This is a genomic window from Pseudomonas flexibilis (genome assembly GCF_000802425.1).
Lineage (GTDB): Bacteria > Pseudomonadota > Gammaproteobacteria > Pseudomonadales > Pseudomonadaceae > Serpens > Serpens flexibilis.
Genome location: NZ_JRUD01000010.1, coordinates 137,717 through 154,314, shown reverse-complemented (window position 1 = coordinate 154,314; position 16,598 = coordinate 137,717). Strand labels below are relative to the sequence as shown.

Below are 16,598 nucleotides of genomic sequence, written 5' to 3'. Positions count from 1 at the left end.
CTGTAAGCCCCTCTCCCCTCGCGGGAGAGGGGCTGGGGAGAGGGGGCAAGCCTTTTAAAACCCTTCCGGCGCGCGGGTATGCCAGTCGCTGACCTGCTGGTACTGGTGCGCCACGTTGAGCAGGCGGCCTTCCTGGAAGTACGGTGCCAGCAGCTGCACACCCACCGGCAGGCCGTCGACGAAGCCGGCCGGCATGGACAGGCCCGGAATGCCGGCCAGGTTGGCGGTGATGGTGTAGATGTCTTCCAGGTAGGCGGCGACCGGGTCGTTGGCCTTTTCGCCGAGCTTCCAGGCCGGGTTTGGTGTGGTCGGGCCGAGGATCAGGTCCACCTCGCTGAAGGCGGCGACGAAGTCGTTCTTGATCAGCCGGCGGATCTTCTGCGCCTTCAGGTAGTAGGCGTCGTAGTAGCCCGCCGACAGCGCGTAGGTGCCGACCATGATGCGGCGCTTCACCTCGGCGCCGAAGCCTTCGCCGCGCGAACGCTTGTACAGGTCTTCGAGGTTGACCGGGTTCTCGCAGCGGTAGCCGAAGCGCACGCCGTCGAAGCGCGACAGGTTGGAGCTGGCCTCGGCCGGGGCGATCACGTAGTACGCCGGGATGGCGTGCCGCATGTTCGGCAGGCTGATGTCCTTGACGGTGGCGCCGAGCTTCTTCAGCTCCTCGACCACGGCCAGCACGCGCTCGGCGATGCGGCTGTCCAGTCCGTTGCCAAAGTACTCCTTCGGCAGGCCGATGCGCAGGCCGGCCAGCGGCTGGTTCAGCGCGGCCAGGTAGTTGTCCACCGGCTGGTCGACGCAGGTGGAATCCTTCGGGTCGAAGCCGGCCATGGCGCCGAGCAGCAGCGCGCAATCCTCGGCGGTGCGGGCGATCGGGCCACCCTGGTCGAGGCTGGAGGCGTAGGCGATCATGCCCCAGCGCGACACACGCCCGTAGGTGGGCTTGAGGCCGGTGAGGTTGGTCAGTGCCGCCGGCTGGCGGATCGAGCCGCCGGTGTCGGTGCCGGTGGCGGCCGGGATCAGTCGCGCGGCCACGGCGGCGGCCGAGCCGCCGGAGGAGCCGCCCGGTACGCAGCTGGTATCCCAGGGGTTTTTCACCGGGCCGTAATGGCTGGACTCGTTGGCCGAGCCCATGGCGAACTCATCCATGTTCAGCTTGCCGAGGCTGACGGCGCCGGCGGCGGCGAGCTTCTCGACCACGGTGGCGTCGTACGGCGCCTTGAAGCCGGTGAGGATCTTCGAGGCGCAGCTGGTCAGCACGCCCTGGGTGCAGAACAGGTCCTTGTGGGCAATCGGCGCGCCGAGCAGGGCGCCGCTCTCGCCGGCGGCGCGACGAGCGTCGGCGGCGCGGGCCTGTTCGAGGGCCAGGTCCTCGGTGACGGTGATGAAGCTGTTCAATTGCGGGTCGAGCTGGTGGATGCGGCCCAGTAGCGCGCGGCTCAGCTCTTCGGCGGAAAACTGCTTGGCGGCCAGCGCGCGGGCGATCTCGGCCAGGGTCAGTTGGTGCATGGGAAACCCTTTCCTTTATTCGATGACTTTCGGCACGAGGTACAGGCCGTTTTCCACGGCCGGGGCGATGGCCTGGTAGTCATCGCGATGATTCTGCTCGGTGACCACGTCGGCGCGCAGGCGCTGGGTGGCTTCCAGCGGGTGGGCCAGCGGCTCGACACCGTCGGTGTCCACAGCCTGCATGGCGTCGATCAGGCCGAGGATGTTGTTCAGGGTCTCGGTGGTTTGCGGAATCTCGCTTTCGCCGAGCCCCAGGCGGGCCAGGTGGGCGATCTTTTCCACGTCGGAGCGTTCAAGCGCCATCGGGGAGTCTCCAGGAAACGCGCGGAAGGCGGGGCCGCGATGGCGCTGCCCCGCGAAATGCCGATGCATCGGGCCTCTGGCCCGGTCGTGAGCGTGGCAATCTAACACAGAGCCAGCCTTGCCCAAAATTCCCCCACTTTGCTAGAGTCAGCTGCCTTTTTTCCACGCGTTGCCTTTAGGGTCCCCGACTAATGTTCAAAAAACTGCGTGGCATGTTTTCCAGCGATCTGTCGATCGACCTGGGCACAGCCAATACCCTGATTTATGTGCGCGAACGCGGCATCGTGCTCGACGAACCCTCTGTCGTCGCCATCCGTAGCACCGGAAACCAGAAAACCGTCGTCGCTGTTGGTAGCGAAGCCAAGCGCATGCTGGGTCGTACCCCGGGCAACATCGCAGCCATCCGTCCGATGAAGGACGGCGTGATCGCCGACTTCAGCGTCTGCGAGAAGATGCTGCAGTACTTCATCAACAAGGTGCACGAGAACAGCTTCCTGCAGCCGTCGCCGCGCGTGCTGATCTGTGTGCCCTGCAAATCCACCCAGGTGGAGCGCCGCGCCATTCGTGAGTCCGCGCTCGGCGCCGGCGCCCGCGAAGTGTTCCTGATCGAAGAGCCCATGGCTGCCGCCATCGGCGCCGGCCTGCCGGTCGAGGAGGCCCGCGGCTCCATGGTCGTCGACATCGGTGGCGGCACCACCGAGATCGCCCTGATCTCCCTGAACGGTGTGGTGTATGCCGAATCCGTGCGTGTCGGTGGCGACCGTTTCGACGAAGCCATCGTCACCTACGTGCGCCGCAACTACGGCTCGCTGATCGGCGAATCCTCTGCCGAGCGCATCAAGCAGGAAATCGGTACCGCGTTCCCGGGCGGCGAAGTCCGCGAGATGAACGTGCGTGGCCGCAACCTGGCCGAAGGGGTGCCGCGCAGCTTCACCCTCAACTCCAACGAAGTGCTGGAAGCCCTGCAGGAATCCCTAGCGACCATCGTCCAGGCGGTCAAGAGCGCCCTCGAACAGTCGCCGCCGGAACTGGCCTCGGACATCGCCGAGCGCGGCCTGGTGCTGACCGGCGGCGGCGCGCTGCTGCGCGACCTGGACAAGCTGCTGTCCCAGGAAACCGGCCTGCCGGTGATCATCGCCGAGGACCCGCTGACCTGCGTGGCTCGTGGCGGCGGTCGCGCACTGGAGATGATGGATCGCCACTCCATGGACCTGCTGTCCACCGAGTGAGCCTTGTAGCGGCGTCCGGCCCTCGGGCAACGCGGCTTTGCGGCCGGACGCACTGACCAGGCACCCAGCGAGGATCCGCCCATCAAACCCTTATTCGTCAAAGGCCCTGCGCTGAGTGTGCGCCTGCTGGTGCTTACCGTGCTTTCGGTCGTGCTGATGGTGGTGGATGCCCGCTTCGAAACCCTCAAGCCGCTGCGCAGCCAGCTTGGTCTGTTGCTCACCCCGGTCTATTGGCTGACCGACCTGCCGCTGCGGGTCTGGGAAGGCATGAGCGAGCAGGTGGCCAGCCGCAGCGAACTGATTGCCGAGAACCAGCAACTGAAGACCGAGGCGCTGCTGTTGCAGCGCCGCCTGCAGAAACTCGCCACCCTCACCGAACAGAACGTGCGTCTGCGCGAACTGCTCAACTCCGCCGCGCTGGTCGATGACAAGGTCATCATCAGCGAGCTGATCGGTCTCGATCCCAGCCCCTTCACCCAGCGCATCATCATCGACAAGGGCTCGCGTGACGGCGTGTTCGTCGGCCAGCCGGTGCTCGACGCCAGCGGGCTGATGGGCCAGGTGGTCGAGGTGATGCCCTATACCGCGCGGGTCCTGCTGATTACCGACAGCGTGCACAGCGTGCCGGTACAGGTGAACCGCAACGGGCTGCGTGCCATCGCCAGCGGCAGCGGTTCCGACTATCTGGAGCTGCGCCACGTGCCGGAAACCTCGGACATCAAGGAAGGCGACCTGCTGGTCAGCTCCGGTCTGGGCCAGCGCTTCCCGGCGGGCTATCCGGTGGCACGGGTCAAGTCCGTGGTGCATGACGCCGGCCAGGCTTTCCTGCAGGTCCAGGCACTGCCGACCGCGATGCTCAACCGCAGCCGACACCTGCTGCTGGTGTTCAGCGATGCACGCACGCCCGAGGAACGCGCCAGCGCCGCCGGCCTCGCGCAGGATCGGGTCGACGCCGATCACGAGGTGGAGCCGCCGAGCGAGCCGGTCGAGGCGCAGGATCAGGAGCTGGAGCCGTGAGCAGCGAACGTCCCAACAACGGCTGGGTTATCTGGGCCACCCTGCTGGTCGCCCTGCTGCTCAGTGTCGCGCCGCTGCCCGGGAACCTGGATCTCATCCGCCCGCTGTGGCTGGGCCTGGTGGCTGCCTACTGGGCGCTGGCCCTGCCGCATCGCGGCGGCATGGCGCTGGCCTGGGGCTTCGGGCTGCTGCTGGATGTGCTGTCCGGCACCTTGCTGGGGCTCAATGGCATCCCGCTCGCGCTGATCGTCTTTCTGGTGCTGAACCTGCAGCAGCGCCTGCGCATGTTTCCGCTCTGGCAGCAGGCCATGGTGCTGATGGTGATTCTAGGTATCGCGCAGCTGGTGCTGCTGTGGCTCAACACCCTGGCGGGCAACCGGCCGCCGACGCTGCTGTTCCTGGTGCCGGTCCTGACCAGCTCGATTCTCTGGTTCTGGCTGTACCTGGCCCTGCACTGGCTGCGCCGTCGCTTCGACGTCTATTAGCCGCCCGCTAGGAATCTTGCCGGCTGCGTAACCGCTGTACGCGTAGCCGGGCTTCGGATATTTGGAAGGATCTGACATGCCCGCGCTATACCTCGCCTCGGCCTCGCCGCGACGCCGCGAATTGCTGACCCAGATCGGCGTCGTGCACGACCTGCTGCCGGTGGACATCGACGAGACTCCCCGACCTAACGAAGCTCCCGCCGCATACGTGCAGCGCCTGGCGCAGGAGAAGGCTCAGGCCGCGCTGGCGCGCCTGGACCCCGCGCAGCCGCTGTGCGTGCTGGGGGCCGACACCACCGTGGTGCTGGCCGGCCGGATCCTTGGCAAGCCGGCCGATCGCGCCGACGGGCTGGCGATGCTCGCGGCCCTGTCCGGCCAGACTCACCAGGTGCTGACCGCCGTGGCCCTCGCCGATGCCCGGCGCTGCGAAGTGCGCCTGGTGGAAAGCCGCGTCACCTTCCGCGCCATTGCGGACGAGGAAGCCGCCCGCTACTGGGACAGCGGCGAGCCCGCCGACAAAGCCGGTGGCTATGCGATTCAGGGGCTGGGCGCGGTGTTCGTGCGCGAACTGCAGGGCAGCTATTCCGGGGTGGTCGGCCTGCCGCTGTGCGAAACCGCCGAACTGCTGGCCGCGTTCGGCGTGCCCTGTTGGTCGGGAACGTTATAGGCTGGGAACAGGATGTTCACGCGAAGCCGTCATCCGGCTTCGGTCATTTTTCAGGAATCAGCCATGAGCGAAGAAATTCTGATCAACATCACGCCGATGGAATCGCGCGTGGCCGTGGTCGAGAACGGTGTACTGCAGGAGGTGCATGTCGAGCGCACCCAGCGTCGCGGCATCGTTGGCAACATCTACAAGGGCAAGGTCGTCCGCGTGCTGCCCGGCATGCAGGCGGCCTTCGTCGACATCGGCCTGGAGCGGGCCGCCTTCATCCATGCCTCGGAGATCTCCCAGCGCGAAGGCAGCGCCATCGAGCCGATCAGCGCCCTGGTGCACGACGGCCAGAGCCTGGTGGTGCAGGTCACCAAGGACCCCATCGGCACCAAGGGCGCGCGGCTGACCACGCACCTGTCGATTCCTTCCCGCTACCTGGTCTACATGCCGCGCACGCGCCATGTGGGCATCTCCCTGAAGATCGAGGGCGAGGCCGAGCGCGAGCGCCTCAAGCAGGTGGTGGCCGAGTGCGTGGCGAAGGAGGGCATCGAGCAGGCCGGCGGCTTCATCCTGCGCACCGCCGCCGAAGGTGCCGGCGCCGACGAAATTCTCGCCGACATCCGTTACCTGCACCGCCTGTGGGGGCAGATCGCCGCGCAGATGCAGACCGCCGAGGCCCCCTCGGTGATCTACGAGGACCTGCCCCTGGCGCTGCGCACCCTGCGTGACCTGGTGCATCCGGGCATCGAGAAGATCCGTATCGACTCGCGGGAAACCTTCCAGAAGGTCGGCCAGTTCGTCGCCGAGCTGATGCCGGAAATTGCTGATCGCCTGGAGCACTACCCCGGCGAGCGGCCGATCTTCGACCTCTACGGTGTGGAGGACGAGATCCAGAAGGCCCTGGAGCGCAAGGTGCTGCTCAAGTCCGGCGGCTACCTGATCATCGACCCCGCGGAGGCGATGACCACCATCGACGTCAACACCGGCGCGTTCGTCGGCCATCGCACCCTCGAAGAGACCATCTTCAAGACCAACCTCGAAGCGGCCATGGCCATCGCCCGCCAGCTACGGCTGCGCAACCTGGGTGGCATCATCATCATCGACTTCATCGACATGGAGGACGAGGAACACCGCCGCCAGGTCCTGCGCACCCTGGAGAAGCAGGTGGAGCGCGATCACGCCAAGACCAACATCATCGGCATCACCGAGCTGGGCCTGGTACAGATGACCCGCAAGCGCACCCGGGAAAGCCTCGAACAGGTGCTCTGCGAGCCCTGCAGCGCCTGCCAGGGGCGCGGCAAGCTGAAGACGGCGGAAACCATCTGCTACGAGATCTTCCGCGAGATCCTGCGCGAGGCGCGCGCCTTCCAGGCCGAAGCCTACCTGGTGCTGGCCAACCAGAAGGTGGTCGACCGCCTGCTGGACGAGGAGTCCGGCAACGTGGCGGACCTCGAGGCGTTCATCGGGCGCACCATCAAGTTCCAGGTCGAGCGTGAATACTCGCAGGAACAGTACGACGTGGTGCTGCTCTGACGTGATTTCGCCGCTTCGCCTGCTCAACAGTCTGTTGCGCCTGTGCCTGGGTCTGCTGGCGGCTGGGCTGGTGCTGGCCGCCCTGTACGTCAGCCTGGGCCGCGAGCTGGCGCCCCTGTTCGCCGACTATCGCGAGACGCTGGAGCAGCGGGCCAGCGAGGCGCTGCGCACGCCGTTGCGCATCGGCCGCCTGAGCGCGCGCATGAACGGCTTCCTGCCGGAGCTGGTGGCACGCGACATCAGCCTGGGTGAGGAAGCCGGGCTGCGCATCGACCAGCTGCGCCTGCGTCCCGATCTGCTGGGCAGCCTGCTGCACTGGCAACCGCGTCTGCAGGGGCTGGAGTTGGGAGGTGTACAGCTGCTGTTGCGTCAGGATCAGGACGGACGCTGGTCTCTGGCCGGCGTGCCGCAGGGGCAGGTGCAGAGCGAGGCGCAGAGTGGCGTGGACCCCGCCCACTGGCTGCGGCAGTTGCGCCGCTTCAAGCATGTTTCTGTGGTGGACAGCCAACTGATCGTGCAGCCACGCCAGGGCGTGCCGCTGAATCTCTCCTACCTGAATCTCAACCTCGACCTCAGCGAGGGGGGTGACCTGCACCGATTGGATGGCCGCCTGCTGCTGCCGGACGGCAAGCCGCTGGCCCTGCATCTGGATCTCCGGCTACGTCCCAGCCGCTGGCAGGAGGCCAGCGCCGATCTCTACCTGCGCTTGCCGCAGAGCGACTGGGCGCGCTGGTTGCCCGAGGGCTTGCTGGGCGACTGGCACCTGCAACGGCTAGTGGGTGGCGGTGAAGTCTGGGCGCGCTGGTCAGAGCGCACCCTGCAGCGTGCGGTGATGCGGCTGCACCTGCCGCTGGCGCAGGTGAGTTATGCCGATCAGGCGCCGGTGCGCCTGGAAGAACTCAGCCTCAGTACCTATTTCGAACCCGGTCCGAACGGCCGGCGCCTGCTTGTGGACTCGCTGGCGGTGACGCTCGACGGCACGCGCTGGGGCGAGGCGCGCCTGCGCCTGGAGGAACAGCGGGATACCGACCGTTGGGACCTGGCCAGCGATCGCCTGAGCCTGGCGCCGCTGGTGCCGCTGGTCCAGCAACTGGCGCCGCTGCCGGAGCCGGCGCGCGAGTGGCTGCAGGCGCTGCGCCCGGAAGGTCAGCTGCGCAACATCCAGTTGAGCTATCAGCCGGATGCCGAGCCGGCCGAGCGGCTGCGCTATACGCTGAACCTGGAAGGCGTTGGGTTCGCCGCGCATCGCGGCGTACCGGCCGCGGCGGGGGTGAGGGGGCGTCTGGACGGCAATCTGGCGGGCGGCGAACTGCAGATCGACAGCCGTGACCTGATGCTGCATCTGCCGCAGCTGTTTCCCGCGCCCTGGCGGTACCGTCGTGCCCAGGGACGGCTGGGCTGGCGTCTGGGCGAGGAGGGCTTCAGCCTCTGGGCCCCCTATCTTTCGCTGGATGGCGAGGAAGGCCGCCTGGCCGGGGATTTCATGCTGCGGTTTGCCCATGATCCGGCCGCCGAAGATTACATGGATTTGCGTGTCAGCCTGCGCGAGGGGGACGCGCGCTTCGCCGGCAAGTACCTGCCCACCGCCAGCGCAGCCCTTAGTCCGGCGCTGGCCGACTGGCTGCAGCGGGCCATCCGAGGTGGCGAGCTGGAGCAGGGTTTCTTCCAGTATCAGGGTGCGCTCAATGCGGGCGTGCCACCCGAGGCGCGCAGCCTGGCGCTGTACTTCAAAGTGCGCGATGCAGAGCTGGACTACCAGCCAGGCTGGCCGATGTTGCGCGAGGGGCGTGGCGAACTGTTCGTCGAGGATAGCGGCGTGCGTGTCGCGCTCAGCGATGGCCGCCTGCTGAACAGCCGCATCCGCGAGGCCAGCTTCGCGGTCCCGCATGCCGAACCCGGCCAGCCCAGCCGTCTGCTTGTGAATGCGCGGTTGCTCAGCTCGGTAACCGATGCTCTGCAGATCCTGCGGAACAGGACTATGCCTACTGCCGAGGCGTTTGCCGGATGGGAGGGGGAGGGCGACGTGGAAGCGGCGCTGCGCCTGGACATTCCCCTGGATGCCGGCCATGCCCCCCAGGCCGACGTGCAGTTCACGCCCAAGGGCGCGCGGCTCAGGTTGCCGTACCTGCCCGGCCTGGAGCTCGACAGCCTCTACGGCGAATTTCGTTACCAGACCCGGAGCGGCCTCAGCGCTCGAGGGCTGCGCGCGCGCTTCCTGGAACAAGGCCTGCAGGGGCGGATCGACAGCGATACCGTCGGCGGCCGCCAGCGCACCTTGGTGGATGTCCAGGGGCGCATGCCGGTTGATCGCCTGGCCCAGTGGCTGGGGCAGGGCCGGCCGCTGCCGGCCAGTGGCCTGCTGCCGTATCGCCTGCGCCTGCGCCTGGACGGCAATGACAGTCTGTTGCGCGTGGACTCCAGCCTGCAGGGTGTCGCTCTCGACCTGCCGGCCCCGTTCGGCAAGCGCGCGGCCGAAGCGCGGTATGCCGACTGGCGCATGAGTCTGGGCGGCCCACAGCAGCGCTACTGGCTCGACTACAACGATTTCCTCAGCCTGGCGCTGAGCATGCCGGGGCAGGACTGGCAGCAGCTGCGCGGTGAGGTGCGCCTGGGGCTGGGCCTGGCACCGCCGCCGAGCGCCGAGGGTGTGCGGCTGCGCGGCCGGCTTGACAGCGTTGACGTCCCCGCCTGGCGTACCTTCTGGCAGCGCTACGGCAGCAGCGCGGGTGAGCCGGGCGGCACGCCGCTGCTGCGCGAGGGGCAGCTGCATATCGGGCGCCTGACCGGCGTGGGAATCGACCCGCAGGATCTGCTGGTGCGCGTACGTCGTGTATCACAGGCCTGGGCGCTGGACCTGGACAGCCGGGTGATTGCCGGTGACATCCTGGTGCCCGACGATGCCGCGCGGCCGCTGCGCGTACAGCTGGAACAGCTGCGTCTGCCGGCGCCGACCGCCGACAGCAAGAGGGGAGATGCGCTGGCGGGCATCGATCCGCGCACGCTGCCAGCCGTCGATCTGCGCATCGACCAGGTGCTGCTGGGCGACGAGCCACTGGGCGCCTGGTCGTTTCTTGCGCGTCCGAGTGGCAGTGGCTGGGCGCTGCGCGAGCTGGCCCTCGACTTAAAGGGCCTGAAGATCAATGGCGAGGCCGGCTGGTCGCGCCTCAACGGCGCGGATGCCAGCTGGTTCCGCGGCCGCCTGCACGGGGGCGACCTGAGCAAGATCCTCAAGGCCTGGGGCTTCGCCCCGACGGCCAGCAGCGAGCGCTTCAGCCTGCAGGTTGATGGCAACTGGCCGGGTGCGCCGAGCGCGCTGCGCCTGGCCAACTTTTCCGGCACCTTAGATGCCGATCTGCGCAACGGCCAGTTCTCCGAACTGCAGGGCTCCGCCTCGGCGCTGCGGGTATTCGGCCTGTTGAACTTCGATGCCATCGGCCGTCGCCTGCGGCTGGACTTTTCCGATCTGTTCGGGCGTGGCCTCAGCTATGATCGGGTCCGGGGCAAGCTGCTGGCCCGCAATGGTCTGTACACCAACCTGGCACCGACGACCCTGACCGGCCCTTCGGCCAACCTGGAAATGACCGGCAGCCTGAACATGGTCAGCGAGCAGGTGGATGTGCGCATGCTGGTAACCCTGCCACTGACCAACAACCTGCCGCTGGCCGCACTGATCGCCGGTGCGCCGGTACTGGGCGGGGCGCTGTTCCTGGTGGATCGCCTGCTGGGCAACCAGATGTCGCGTTTCGCCGCCGTGGAGTATTCCATCAGCGGCCCGCTCAATGCGCCCCGCATCGTACCCGGGAAGCCGAGGGACTGAAGCCATGAACCTTGCCGTTATCCAGATGGTCAGCGGCGCCGATGTGCCGACCAACCTGCGCAGTGCGCGCGGTCTGCTGGAGCAGGCCGCCGCCGAGGGTGCGCGACTGGCGGTGCTGCCCGAGAACTTCGCCGCCATGGGGCATGCCGACCTGGCCGCGCTGGGGCGGCTGGAAGCGCAGGGCGACGGCCCGGTCCTGCCCTGGTTGCGCCGAACGGCGCGCGAGCTGGGCCTGTGGATCGTTGCCGGTACCTTGCCGCTGCCACCGGATGACAGGCCCACTGCCAAGCCGCGTGCCTGCTCGCTGCTGATCGACGCCCACGGCGAGCGGGTGGCGCGCTATGACAAGCTCCACCTGTTCGATGTCGATGTCGGTGATGCCCGGGGCAGCTATCGTGAGTCGGCGGACTTCGATCCCGGCGAGCATCTGGTGGTGGCGCAGACACCGGTCGGCCGTCTGGGGCTGACCGTTTGCTACGACCTGCGCTTCGCGGAGCTGTATGCGGCGCTGCGTGAGCGCGGTGCCGAATTGATCAGCGCGCCAGCGGCCTTTACGGCGGTGACTGGCGCGGCGCACTGGGAGGTACTGATTCGCGCCCGAGCCATCGAGACCCAGTGCTACCTGCTGGCGGCCGGGCAGGGCGGCGAGCACCCGGGACCGCGGGAAACCCACGGCCATTCGGCGATCGTCGACCCCTGGGGCGTGTTGCATGCCGCCCCGCCACGTGGCGAGGGTCTGTGTCTGGTGCGGCGCGATGCGCAGGCGCAGGCCGGGGTTCGCCAGAACATGCCGGTGCACCGTCACCGGCGCTTTTCAGTGTCGCTCGCGGCGTCGCGGGCGAAGTATTCGGAGTGACCATGAACGATCTGTTATTGCCTGTCAGCGAGCGGCTGCTGGCCCCAGGTGGCCTGAGCATCGAGCAATTGCCGCGTCTGCTGGGCGAGCTGGCGGGTCCGGGCATAGACGCCGCCGACCTGTACTTCCAGTCGCTGGTGTCGGAGTCCTGGATCCTGGAGGACGGCATCGTCAAGGAAGGCAGTTTCCACCTCGATCAGGGGGTCGGCGTGCGCGCCCAGTCCGGCGAGAAGACCGGCTTCGCCTACAGCAACGCCATCGACGAAACGGCCCTGGCCGCTGCCTGCCGCGCCGCCCGCTCGATCGCGCGGTCCGGCCAGCAGGGCCGGGTACAGGCGTTCTCCGCGCCGCAGGTGCGCCACCTGTATGCCCATGCCAATCCGCTCGACGTGCTGGAGCGCTCGGCCAAGGTGGAGCTGCTCAAGCGCATCGACCGGGCGACGCGCGCGCTGGACCCGCGCATCCAGCAGGTGACGGTCAGTCTGGCCGGCGTCTGGGACCAGGTGCTGATCGCCGCCAGCGATGGCAGCCTGGGTGCCGACATCCGTCCGCTGGTGCGTTTCAACGTGAGCGTGATCGTCGAGCAGAACGGCCGCCGCGAACGGGGCAGCCATGGCGGCGGCGGGCGCACCGACTATCGCTTCTTCCTCGAACAGCTGAACGAGCATGAGGACCGGGCGATGGGCTACGCGCGCGAGGCCCTGCGCCAGGCGCTGGTCAACCTGGAGGCGATCGCCGCCCCGGCCGGCACGCTGCCGGTGGTGCTCGGCCCCGGCTGGTCCGGCGTGCTGCTGCACGAGGCGGTCGGCCATGGCCTGGAGGGCGACTTCAACCGCAAGGGCAGCTCGGCCTACAGCGGCCGGATCGGTGAACAGGTGGCCTCGCCGCTGTGCACCATTGTTGATGACGGTACGCTGGCCAAGCGCCGGGGCTCGCTGAGCCTGGACGACGAGGGCACCCCGACCCAGTGCACCACGCTGATCGAGAACGGCGTGCTCAAGGGCTACATGCAGGACAAGCTGAACGCCCGGCTGATGGGCGTGGCCTCCACCGGCAACGGGCGGCGCGAGTCCTACGCGCACCTGACCCTGCCGCGCATGACCAACACCTACATGCTGGCCGGGCAGAGCGAGCCGGAGGAGATCATTCGTTCGGTGAAGCGCGGGCTGTTCTGCGCCAGCCTCGGCGGCGGCCAGGTGGACATCACCAGCGGCAAGTTCGTGTTCTCCACCAGCGAGGCCTACCTGATCGAGGACGGGCGCATCACCGCGCCGGTCAAGGGTGCGACCCTGATCGGCAATGGTCCGGAGGTGATGAACCAGGTGTCGATGGTCGGCAACGACCTGGCGCTGGACAGTGGCGTGGGCACCTGCGGCAAGGACGGTCAGTCGGTGCCGGTGGGCGTCGGCCAGCCGACGCTGAAGATCGATGCGATCACCGTGGGCGGAACCGGGAATTGAATGCCGTAGGGTAGACAACGGCGCAGCCTTGTCTACCGGCGCGCAGGCGGTGGGCAATCGCTGCGCGAGTTGCCCACCCTACGAACGTTCGAGTTGGATTAGCGCAGCCCGCGCTGCAGCTCGTCCAGCTCGCGCAGGTACTTGAACACCTTGCGCGCGGCGGCCGGCGGTTTGTTGTGGGCCGCCTCGTGCTGGGCCTGGCGCAGCAGGCCGCGCAGGTGCTGGCGGTCGGTGTCCGGATAGGCCGTCACGAAGGCGTCCAGGTCCGCATCGCCGCCGCCCAGCAGGCGGTCGCGCCAGCGCTCCAGGGCGTGGAAGCGCTCGTTGTATTCGCGGGTCGAGGCGTCCATCTGGTCAACCAGGGCGAGAACGGCCGGGATGTCCTGCTCGCGCATCAGCTTGCCGATGTACTGGACGTGGCGCTTCTTGGCCACATTGGCGGTGTGCTTGGGTGCATCGGCCAGGGCGCGACGCAAGGCCTCGGTGATCGGCAGCCGGTCCAGCAGCTCGGGCTTGAGGGTGGTCAGGCGCTGGCCCAGCTCCTGCAGTGCATGCAGCTCGCGCTTGACCTGGGATTTGCTCTTCTCTTCGGGGAAGTCGTCGTGGAATTCAGACATGGGGCGCATCCAGTGGATAATGCGCGCCATGATAACAGCAGCCCGTTTGCGCAGCTCGCCAGCCGGGCGCGGGACGGATGAGGGGCGTGGCCAGCGGTCACGACCGGGGAGTCGCCATGAATGCTAGTGAAAAGGTGGGGCCGCAGACGCTGCCGTCCCTGCAGGAAAAGGTCGAACGGATCATCGCCGAGGCGCGCCGTCAGGGCGCCAGCGACTGTGAGGTGTCGGTCAGTGCCGGCCAGGGCCTGAGCACCACGGTGCGCCAGCGCGAGGTGGAAACTGTCGAGTTCAACCGCGATCAGGGCTTCGGCATCACCGTGTTTGTCGGCCAGCGCAAGGGCTCGGCCAGTACCTCCGCCGTCGAGGAGGACGCCATTCGGGAAACCGTGGCGGCAGCTCTGGCCATCGCCCGGCATGCCTCGGAAGACGAGTGCGCCGGCCTGGCCGCCCCCGAGCTGATGGCCCGTGAGCTGCCCGACCTGGACCTCTACCACCCCTGGGACATCGAGCCGGAAGCGGCCATCGAGCTGGCGCTGCGCTGCGAGGCAGCGGCATTCGACCATGACCCGCGCATCCGCAATGCCGACGGCACCAGCCTGAGCAGCTACCTGGGCTGCCGCGTCTACGGCAACAGCCATGGCTTCGTCGGCGGCTATGCCAGCAGCCGGCACAGTCTGAGTTGCGTGATGATCGCCGAGGACGGCGGCCAGATGCAGCGCGACTACTGGTACGACGCCAGCCGCATCGGCAGCGCGCTGACCGACGGCGCCGTCATCGGCCGGCGCGCCGCCGAACGCGCGGTCAACCGCCTCGGCGCGCGCGCCGTGCCGACCTGCGAGGTGCCGGTGCTGTTCTCGCCGGAGCTGGCCACCGGGCTGTTCAATCATTTCCTGGCGGCGATCGCCGGCGGCAACCTGTACCGCAAGGCGTCGTTCCTGGAGGGCGCTTTGGGCCAGCGGCTGTTCCCTGACTGGCTGACCCTGGACGAGCGCCCGCATATCCCGCGCGCGCTGGGCAGTTCCGCCTTCGATGGGGATGGGCTGGCCACCTATGCCAAGCCCTTCATCAAGGACGGCGAGCTGGTTTCCTACGTGCTTGGCACCTATTCGGGCCGCAAGCTGGGCCTGCCGAGCACGGCGAATGCCGGTGGGGTGCACAACCTGTTCGTCACTCACGGGAATGAGGACCAGGCGGCGCTGCTGCGGCGCATGGGCCGCGGCCTGCTGGTCACCGAGCTGATGGGGCAGGGCCTGAACCTGGTGACCGGCGATTACTCAAGGGGCGCCGGCGGCTACTGGGTGGAGAACGGCGAAATCCAGTTTCCGGTGCAGGAAGTGACCATCGCCGGCAACCTGCGGGATATGTTCCGGCAGATCCTGGCCATTGGCAGCGACCTGGAAACGCGCGGCACCATTCGCACCGGCTCGGTGCTGATCGAAAGGATGACGGTGGCAGGACGTTGAGTCGTCGGGGCCGGCCAGCGCCGGCCCTTCTGTCTTATTCGCCTTCGCCGAAGCGGTCGTTGATCAGTTCCACCAGGGCGTCGAGCGCCTGCTGATCCTGTTCGCCTTCGGCGTGCAAATGCAGCGGAGTGCCCTGGCCGGCGGCCAGCATCATCACCGACATGATGCTCTTGCCATCCACCAGGGCGTCCGCCGTGTGGCCGACGCGTACTCGGCAGGGAAAACGCCCGGCAGTGGCGACGAACTTGGCTGCCGCGCGGGCATGCAGGCCAAGCTTGTTGACGATCAGGACTTCGCAGGCAGGCATGGGGCTTTCGGATTCCTAGGGCTTCTAGCGCAGGTCGCGATGACGGACCTGGACATTCTTCAGTTGGGCCTTCAGGGCCGCTCCCAGGCGCTCGGCCAGGTACACCGAGCGGTGCTGGCCGCCGGTGCAGCCGACCGCGATGGTGACATACGATCGGTTGCTGGCGGCGAAGCGCGGCAGCCACTTGTGCAGATAGACCGCGAGGTCCTGATACATCTCCTCGACCTCCGGCTGGGCGGCCAGGTAGTCGATAACCGGTTGGTCGAGGCCGGTGAAATCGCGCAGCTCCGGCTTCCAGTAGGGGTTGGGCAGGCAGCGCACATCGAACACCAGGTCGGCATCCACCGGCATGCCGCGCTTGAAGCCGAAGGACTCCACCAGGAAGGCGGTGCCCGGCTCGGGCTTGTTGAGCAGGCGCAGCTTGAGGGTGTCGCGCAGCTGGTAGAGGTTCAGGTGGGTGGTGTCGATCTTCAGGTCGGCCAGGTCGCTGATCGGCCCGAGCAGCAGGCTCTCGTCCTGGATCGCCTCGGCCAGCGACCGGGTGTCATTGGTCAGCGGATGGCGGCGGCGGGTTTCCGAGAAGCGCTTGAGCAGCGTCTCCTCGTCGGCGTCCAGATACAGCACATCGCAGTGGATGTGCCGGCCACGTACTTCTTCGAGCAGTTCGGGGAAGCGCTGCAGATGGCTGGGCAGGTTGCGCGCGTCGATGGACACGGCAACCAGTGGATGCAGCAGTTCGGTATGGATCAGCGCGCGCTCGGCCAGCTCGGGCAGCAGGCCGGCGGGCAGGTTGTCGATGCAGTAGAAGCCGCTGTCCTCGAGGACATCCAGCGCGGTGCTCTTGCCCGAGCCGGAGCGGCCACTGACGATGATCAGGCGCATGTCAGTGCCCGCCCAGTTCGTCCACCACGGTCTGGTAAAGCGCCTCGTTGCTGGCGGCGCCACGCAGGCGTTCACGGATGTCGGCACGTTCCAGCAGGCCGGCAATCTGGCGCAGCAGCTCAAGGTGCTCGTCGGTGGCGGCGGGCGGCACCACCAGCACGAATAGCAGATCGACCGGGACACCGTCGATGGAGTCGAAGTCGACCGGGGCGTCCAGGCGCAGGACGGCGCTGATCGGCGCGTTGCAGTTCGGCAGGCGGCAGTGCGGAATGGCGATGCCGTTGCCGAACCCCGTGGAGCCCAGGCGCTCGCGCGCGATCAGCGCTTCGAACAGCTCGCCGGCATCCAGCCCGGGCTGCTCGCGCGCGATCAGGTTGGCGATGAATTCGAGGACACGTTTCTTGCTGCCGCCCGGTGCGTTCACCTGGGAACGCCCGGGGGTCAGGATGCTTTCGAGTCGGATCATGG

Annotated in this window: 15 protein-coding genes; 9 read left to right on the top strand and 6 right to left on the bottom strand. The window is 67.7% G+C overall.

The window, feature by feature from the left end; genetic code table 11:
• Positions 1–54: 54 nt before the first annotated feature.
• A complete protein-coding gene (gene gatA, locus SF06_RS08555; protein WP_039560789.1) occupies positions 55–1,506 on the bottom strand; it encodes an Asp-tRNA(Asn)/Glu-tRNA(Gln) amidotransferase subunit GatA in 1,452 nt (483 codons plus the stop codon).
• Positions 1,507–1,521: 15 nt separating this feature from the next.
• Complete coding sequence (gene gatC, locus SF06_RS08550; RefSeq protein WP_027590570.1) at positions 1,522–1,809, bottom strand: Asp-tRNA(Asn)/Glu-tRNA(Gln) amidotransferase subunit GatC; 288 nt, start codon at positions 1,807–1,809, stop codon at positions 1,522–1,524.
• A 191-nt stretch (positions 1,810–2,000) separates the two neighbouring features.
• Between gatC and mreB the strand changes: the two genes are divergently transcribed.
• From mreB to tldD, 8 genes are all read left to right on the top strand, one after another.
• On the top strand, positions 2,001–3,038 hold the full coding sequence (gene mreB, locus SF06_RS08545) for a rod shape-determining protein MreB (RefSeq protein WP_027590571.1): 1,038 nt from the start codon (positions 2,001–2,003) through the stop codon (positions 3,036–3,038).
• A gap of 117 nt (positions 3,039–3,155) precedes the next feature.
• Positions 3,156–4,055: a rod shape-determining protein MreC gene (gene mreC / locus SF06_RS08540; protein WP_051587441.1), complete on the top strand. Its 900-nt coding sequence runs from the start codon at positions 3,156–3,158 to the stop codon at positions 4,053–4,055.
• The gene (gene mreD, locus SF06_RS08535; RefSeq protein WP_027590572.1) at positions 4,052–4,540 is read left to right on the top strand and encodes a rod shape-determining protein MreD; all 489 of its coding nucleotides are present in this window, start codon (positions 4,052–4,054) and stop codon (positions 4,538–4,540) included. Before mreC ends, mreD begins: the two co-directional genes overlap by 4 nt.
• 76 nt (positions 4,541–4,616) lie before the next feature.
• Complete coding sequence (locus SF06_RS08530) at positions 4,617–5,207, top strand: Maf family protein (protein ID WP_027590573.1); 591 nt, start codon at positions 4,617–4,619, stop codon at positions 5,205–5,207.
• Between the two features lie 63 nt (positions 5,208–5,270).
• Positions 5,271–6,728 carry a ribonuclease G gene (rng, locus tag SF06_RS08525; protein WP_027590574.1) on the top strand — a complete coding sequence of 486 codons (1,458 nt, stop codon included), beginning with the start codon at positions 5,271–5,273 and terminating at the stop codon, positions 6,726–6,728.
• A gap of 1 nt (position 6,729) precedes the next feature.
• The gene (locus tag SF06_RS08520; protein ID WP_039560787.1) at positions 6,730–10,545 is read left to right on the top strand and encodes a YhdP family protein; all 3,816 of its coding nucleotides are present in this window, start codon (positions 6,730–6,732) and stop codon (positions 10,543–10,545) included.
• 4 nt (positions 10,546–10,549) lie between these two features.
• A complete protein-coding gene (locus SF06_RS08515; RefSeq protein ID WP_039560785.1) occupies positions 10,550–11,401 on the top strand; it encodes a carbon-nitrogen hydrolase family protein in 852 nt (283 codons plus the stop codon).
• A 2-nt stretch (positions 11,402–11,403) separates the two neighbouring features.
• Entirely contained in the window at positions 11,404–12,861 is a 1,458-nt protein-coding gene (gene tldD / locus SF06_RS08510) for a metalloprotease TldD (protein ID WP_027590577.1), read from the top strand.
• Between the two features lie 98 nt (positions 12,862–12,959).
• Here the strand turns inward: tldD and yjgA are convergent, their stop codons facing one another.
• Positions 12,960–13,478, bottom strand: a complete 519-nt coding sequence (yjgA, locus tag SF06_RS08505) for a ribosome biogenesis factor YjgA (RefSeq protein ID WP_027590578.1) — start codon at positions 13,476–13,478, stop codon at positions 12,960–12,962.
• Positions 13,479–13,594: 116 nt separating this feature from the next.
• Between yjgA and pmbA the strand changes: the two genes are divergently transcribed.
• On the top strand, positions 13,595–14,941 hold the full coding sequence (gene pmbA / locus SF06_RS08500; protein ID WP_039560783.1) for a metalloprotease PmbA: 1,347 nt from the start codon (positions 13,595–13,597) through the stop codon (positions 14,939–14,941).
• Between the two features lie 34 nt (positions 14,942–14,975).
• Here the strand turns inward: pmbA and SF06_RS08495 are convergent, their stop codons facing one another.
• From SF06_RS08495 to ptsN, 3 genes are read right to left on the bottom strand one after another with little or no spacing between them, the layout of a single operon-like run.
• Positions 14,976–15,248 (bottom strand): HPr family phosphocarrier protein, encoded by a 273-nt coding sequence (locus tag SF06_RS08495; RefSeq protein ID WP_027591466.1) that lies wholly within the window; start codon positions 15,246–15,248, stop codon positions 14,976–14,978.
• Positions 15,249–15,272: 24 nt separating this feature from the next.
• A complete protein-coding gene (gene rapZ, locus SF06_RS08490; protein ID WP_027591465.1) occupies positions 15,273–16,130 on the bottom strand; it encodes an RNase adapter RapZ in 858 nt (285 codons plus the stop codon).
• Between the two features lies 1 nt (position 16,131).
• Positions 16,132–16,596 carry a PTS IIA-like nitrogen regulatory protein PtsN gene (gene ptsN / locus SF06_RS08485; protein ID WP_027591464.1) on the bottom strand — a complete coding sequence of 155 codons (465 nt, stop codon included), beginning with the start codon at positions 16,594–16,596 and terminating at the stop codon, positions 16,132–16,134.
• Between the last annotated feature and the right edge of the window lie 2 nt (positions 16,597–16,598).

Coding starts and splice junctions, on each gene's coding strand:
- rapZ (WP_027591465.1), bottom strand. CDS start 16,130: ATGCGCCTGATCATCGTCAGTGGCCGCTCCGGCTCGGGCAAGAGCACC.
- rng (WP_027590574.1), top strand. CDS start 5,271: ATGAGCGAAGAAATTCTGATCAACATCACGCCGATGGAATCGCGCGTG.
- SF06_RS08530 (WP_027590573.1), top strand. CDS start 4,617: ATGCCCGCGCTATACCTCGCCTCGGCCTCGCCGCGACGCCGCGAATTG.
- tldD (WP_027590577.1), top strand. CDS start 11,404: ATGAACGATCTGTTATTGCCTGTCAGCGAGCGGCTGCTGGCCCCAGGT.
- ptsN (WP_027591464.1), bottom strand. CDS start 16,596: ATGATCCGACTCGAAAGCATCCTGACCCCCGGGCGTTCCCAGGTGAAC.
- gatA (WP_039560789.1), bottom strand. CDS start 1,506: ATGCACCAACTGACCCTGGCCGAGATCGCCCGCGCGCTGGCCGCCAAG.
- SF06_RS08515 (WP_039560785.1), top strand. CDS start 10,550: ATGAACCTTGCCGTTATCCAGATGGTCAGCGGCGCCGATGTGCCGACC.
- pmbA (WP_039560783.1), top strand. CDS start 13,595: ATGAATGCTAGTGAAAAGGTGGGGCCGCAGACGCTGCCGTCCCTGCAG.
- mreB (WP_027590571.1), top strand. CDS start 2,001: ATGTTCAAAAAACTGCGTGGCATGTTTTCCAGCGATCTGTCGATCGAC.
- gatC (WP_027590570.1), bottom strand. CDS start 1,809: ATGGCGCTTGAACGCTCCGACGTGGAAAAGATCGCCCACCTGGCCCGC.
- SF06_RS08495 (WP_027591466.1), bottom strand. CDS start 15,248: ATGCCTGCCTGCGAAGTCCTGATCGTCAACAAGCTTGGCCTGCATGCC.
- yjgA (WP_027590578.1), bottom strand. CDS start 13,478: ATGTCTGAATTCCACGACGACTTCCCCGAAGAGAAGAGCAAATCCCAG.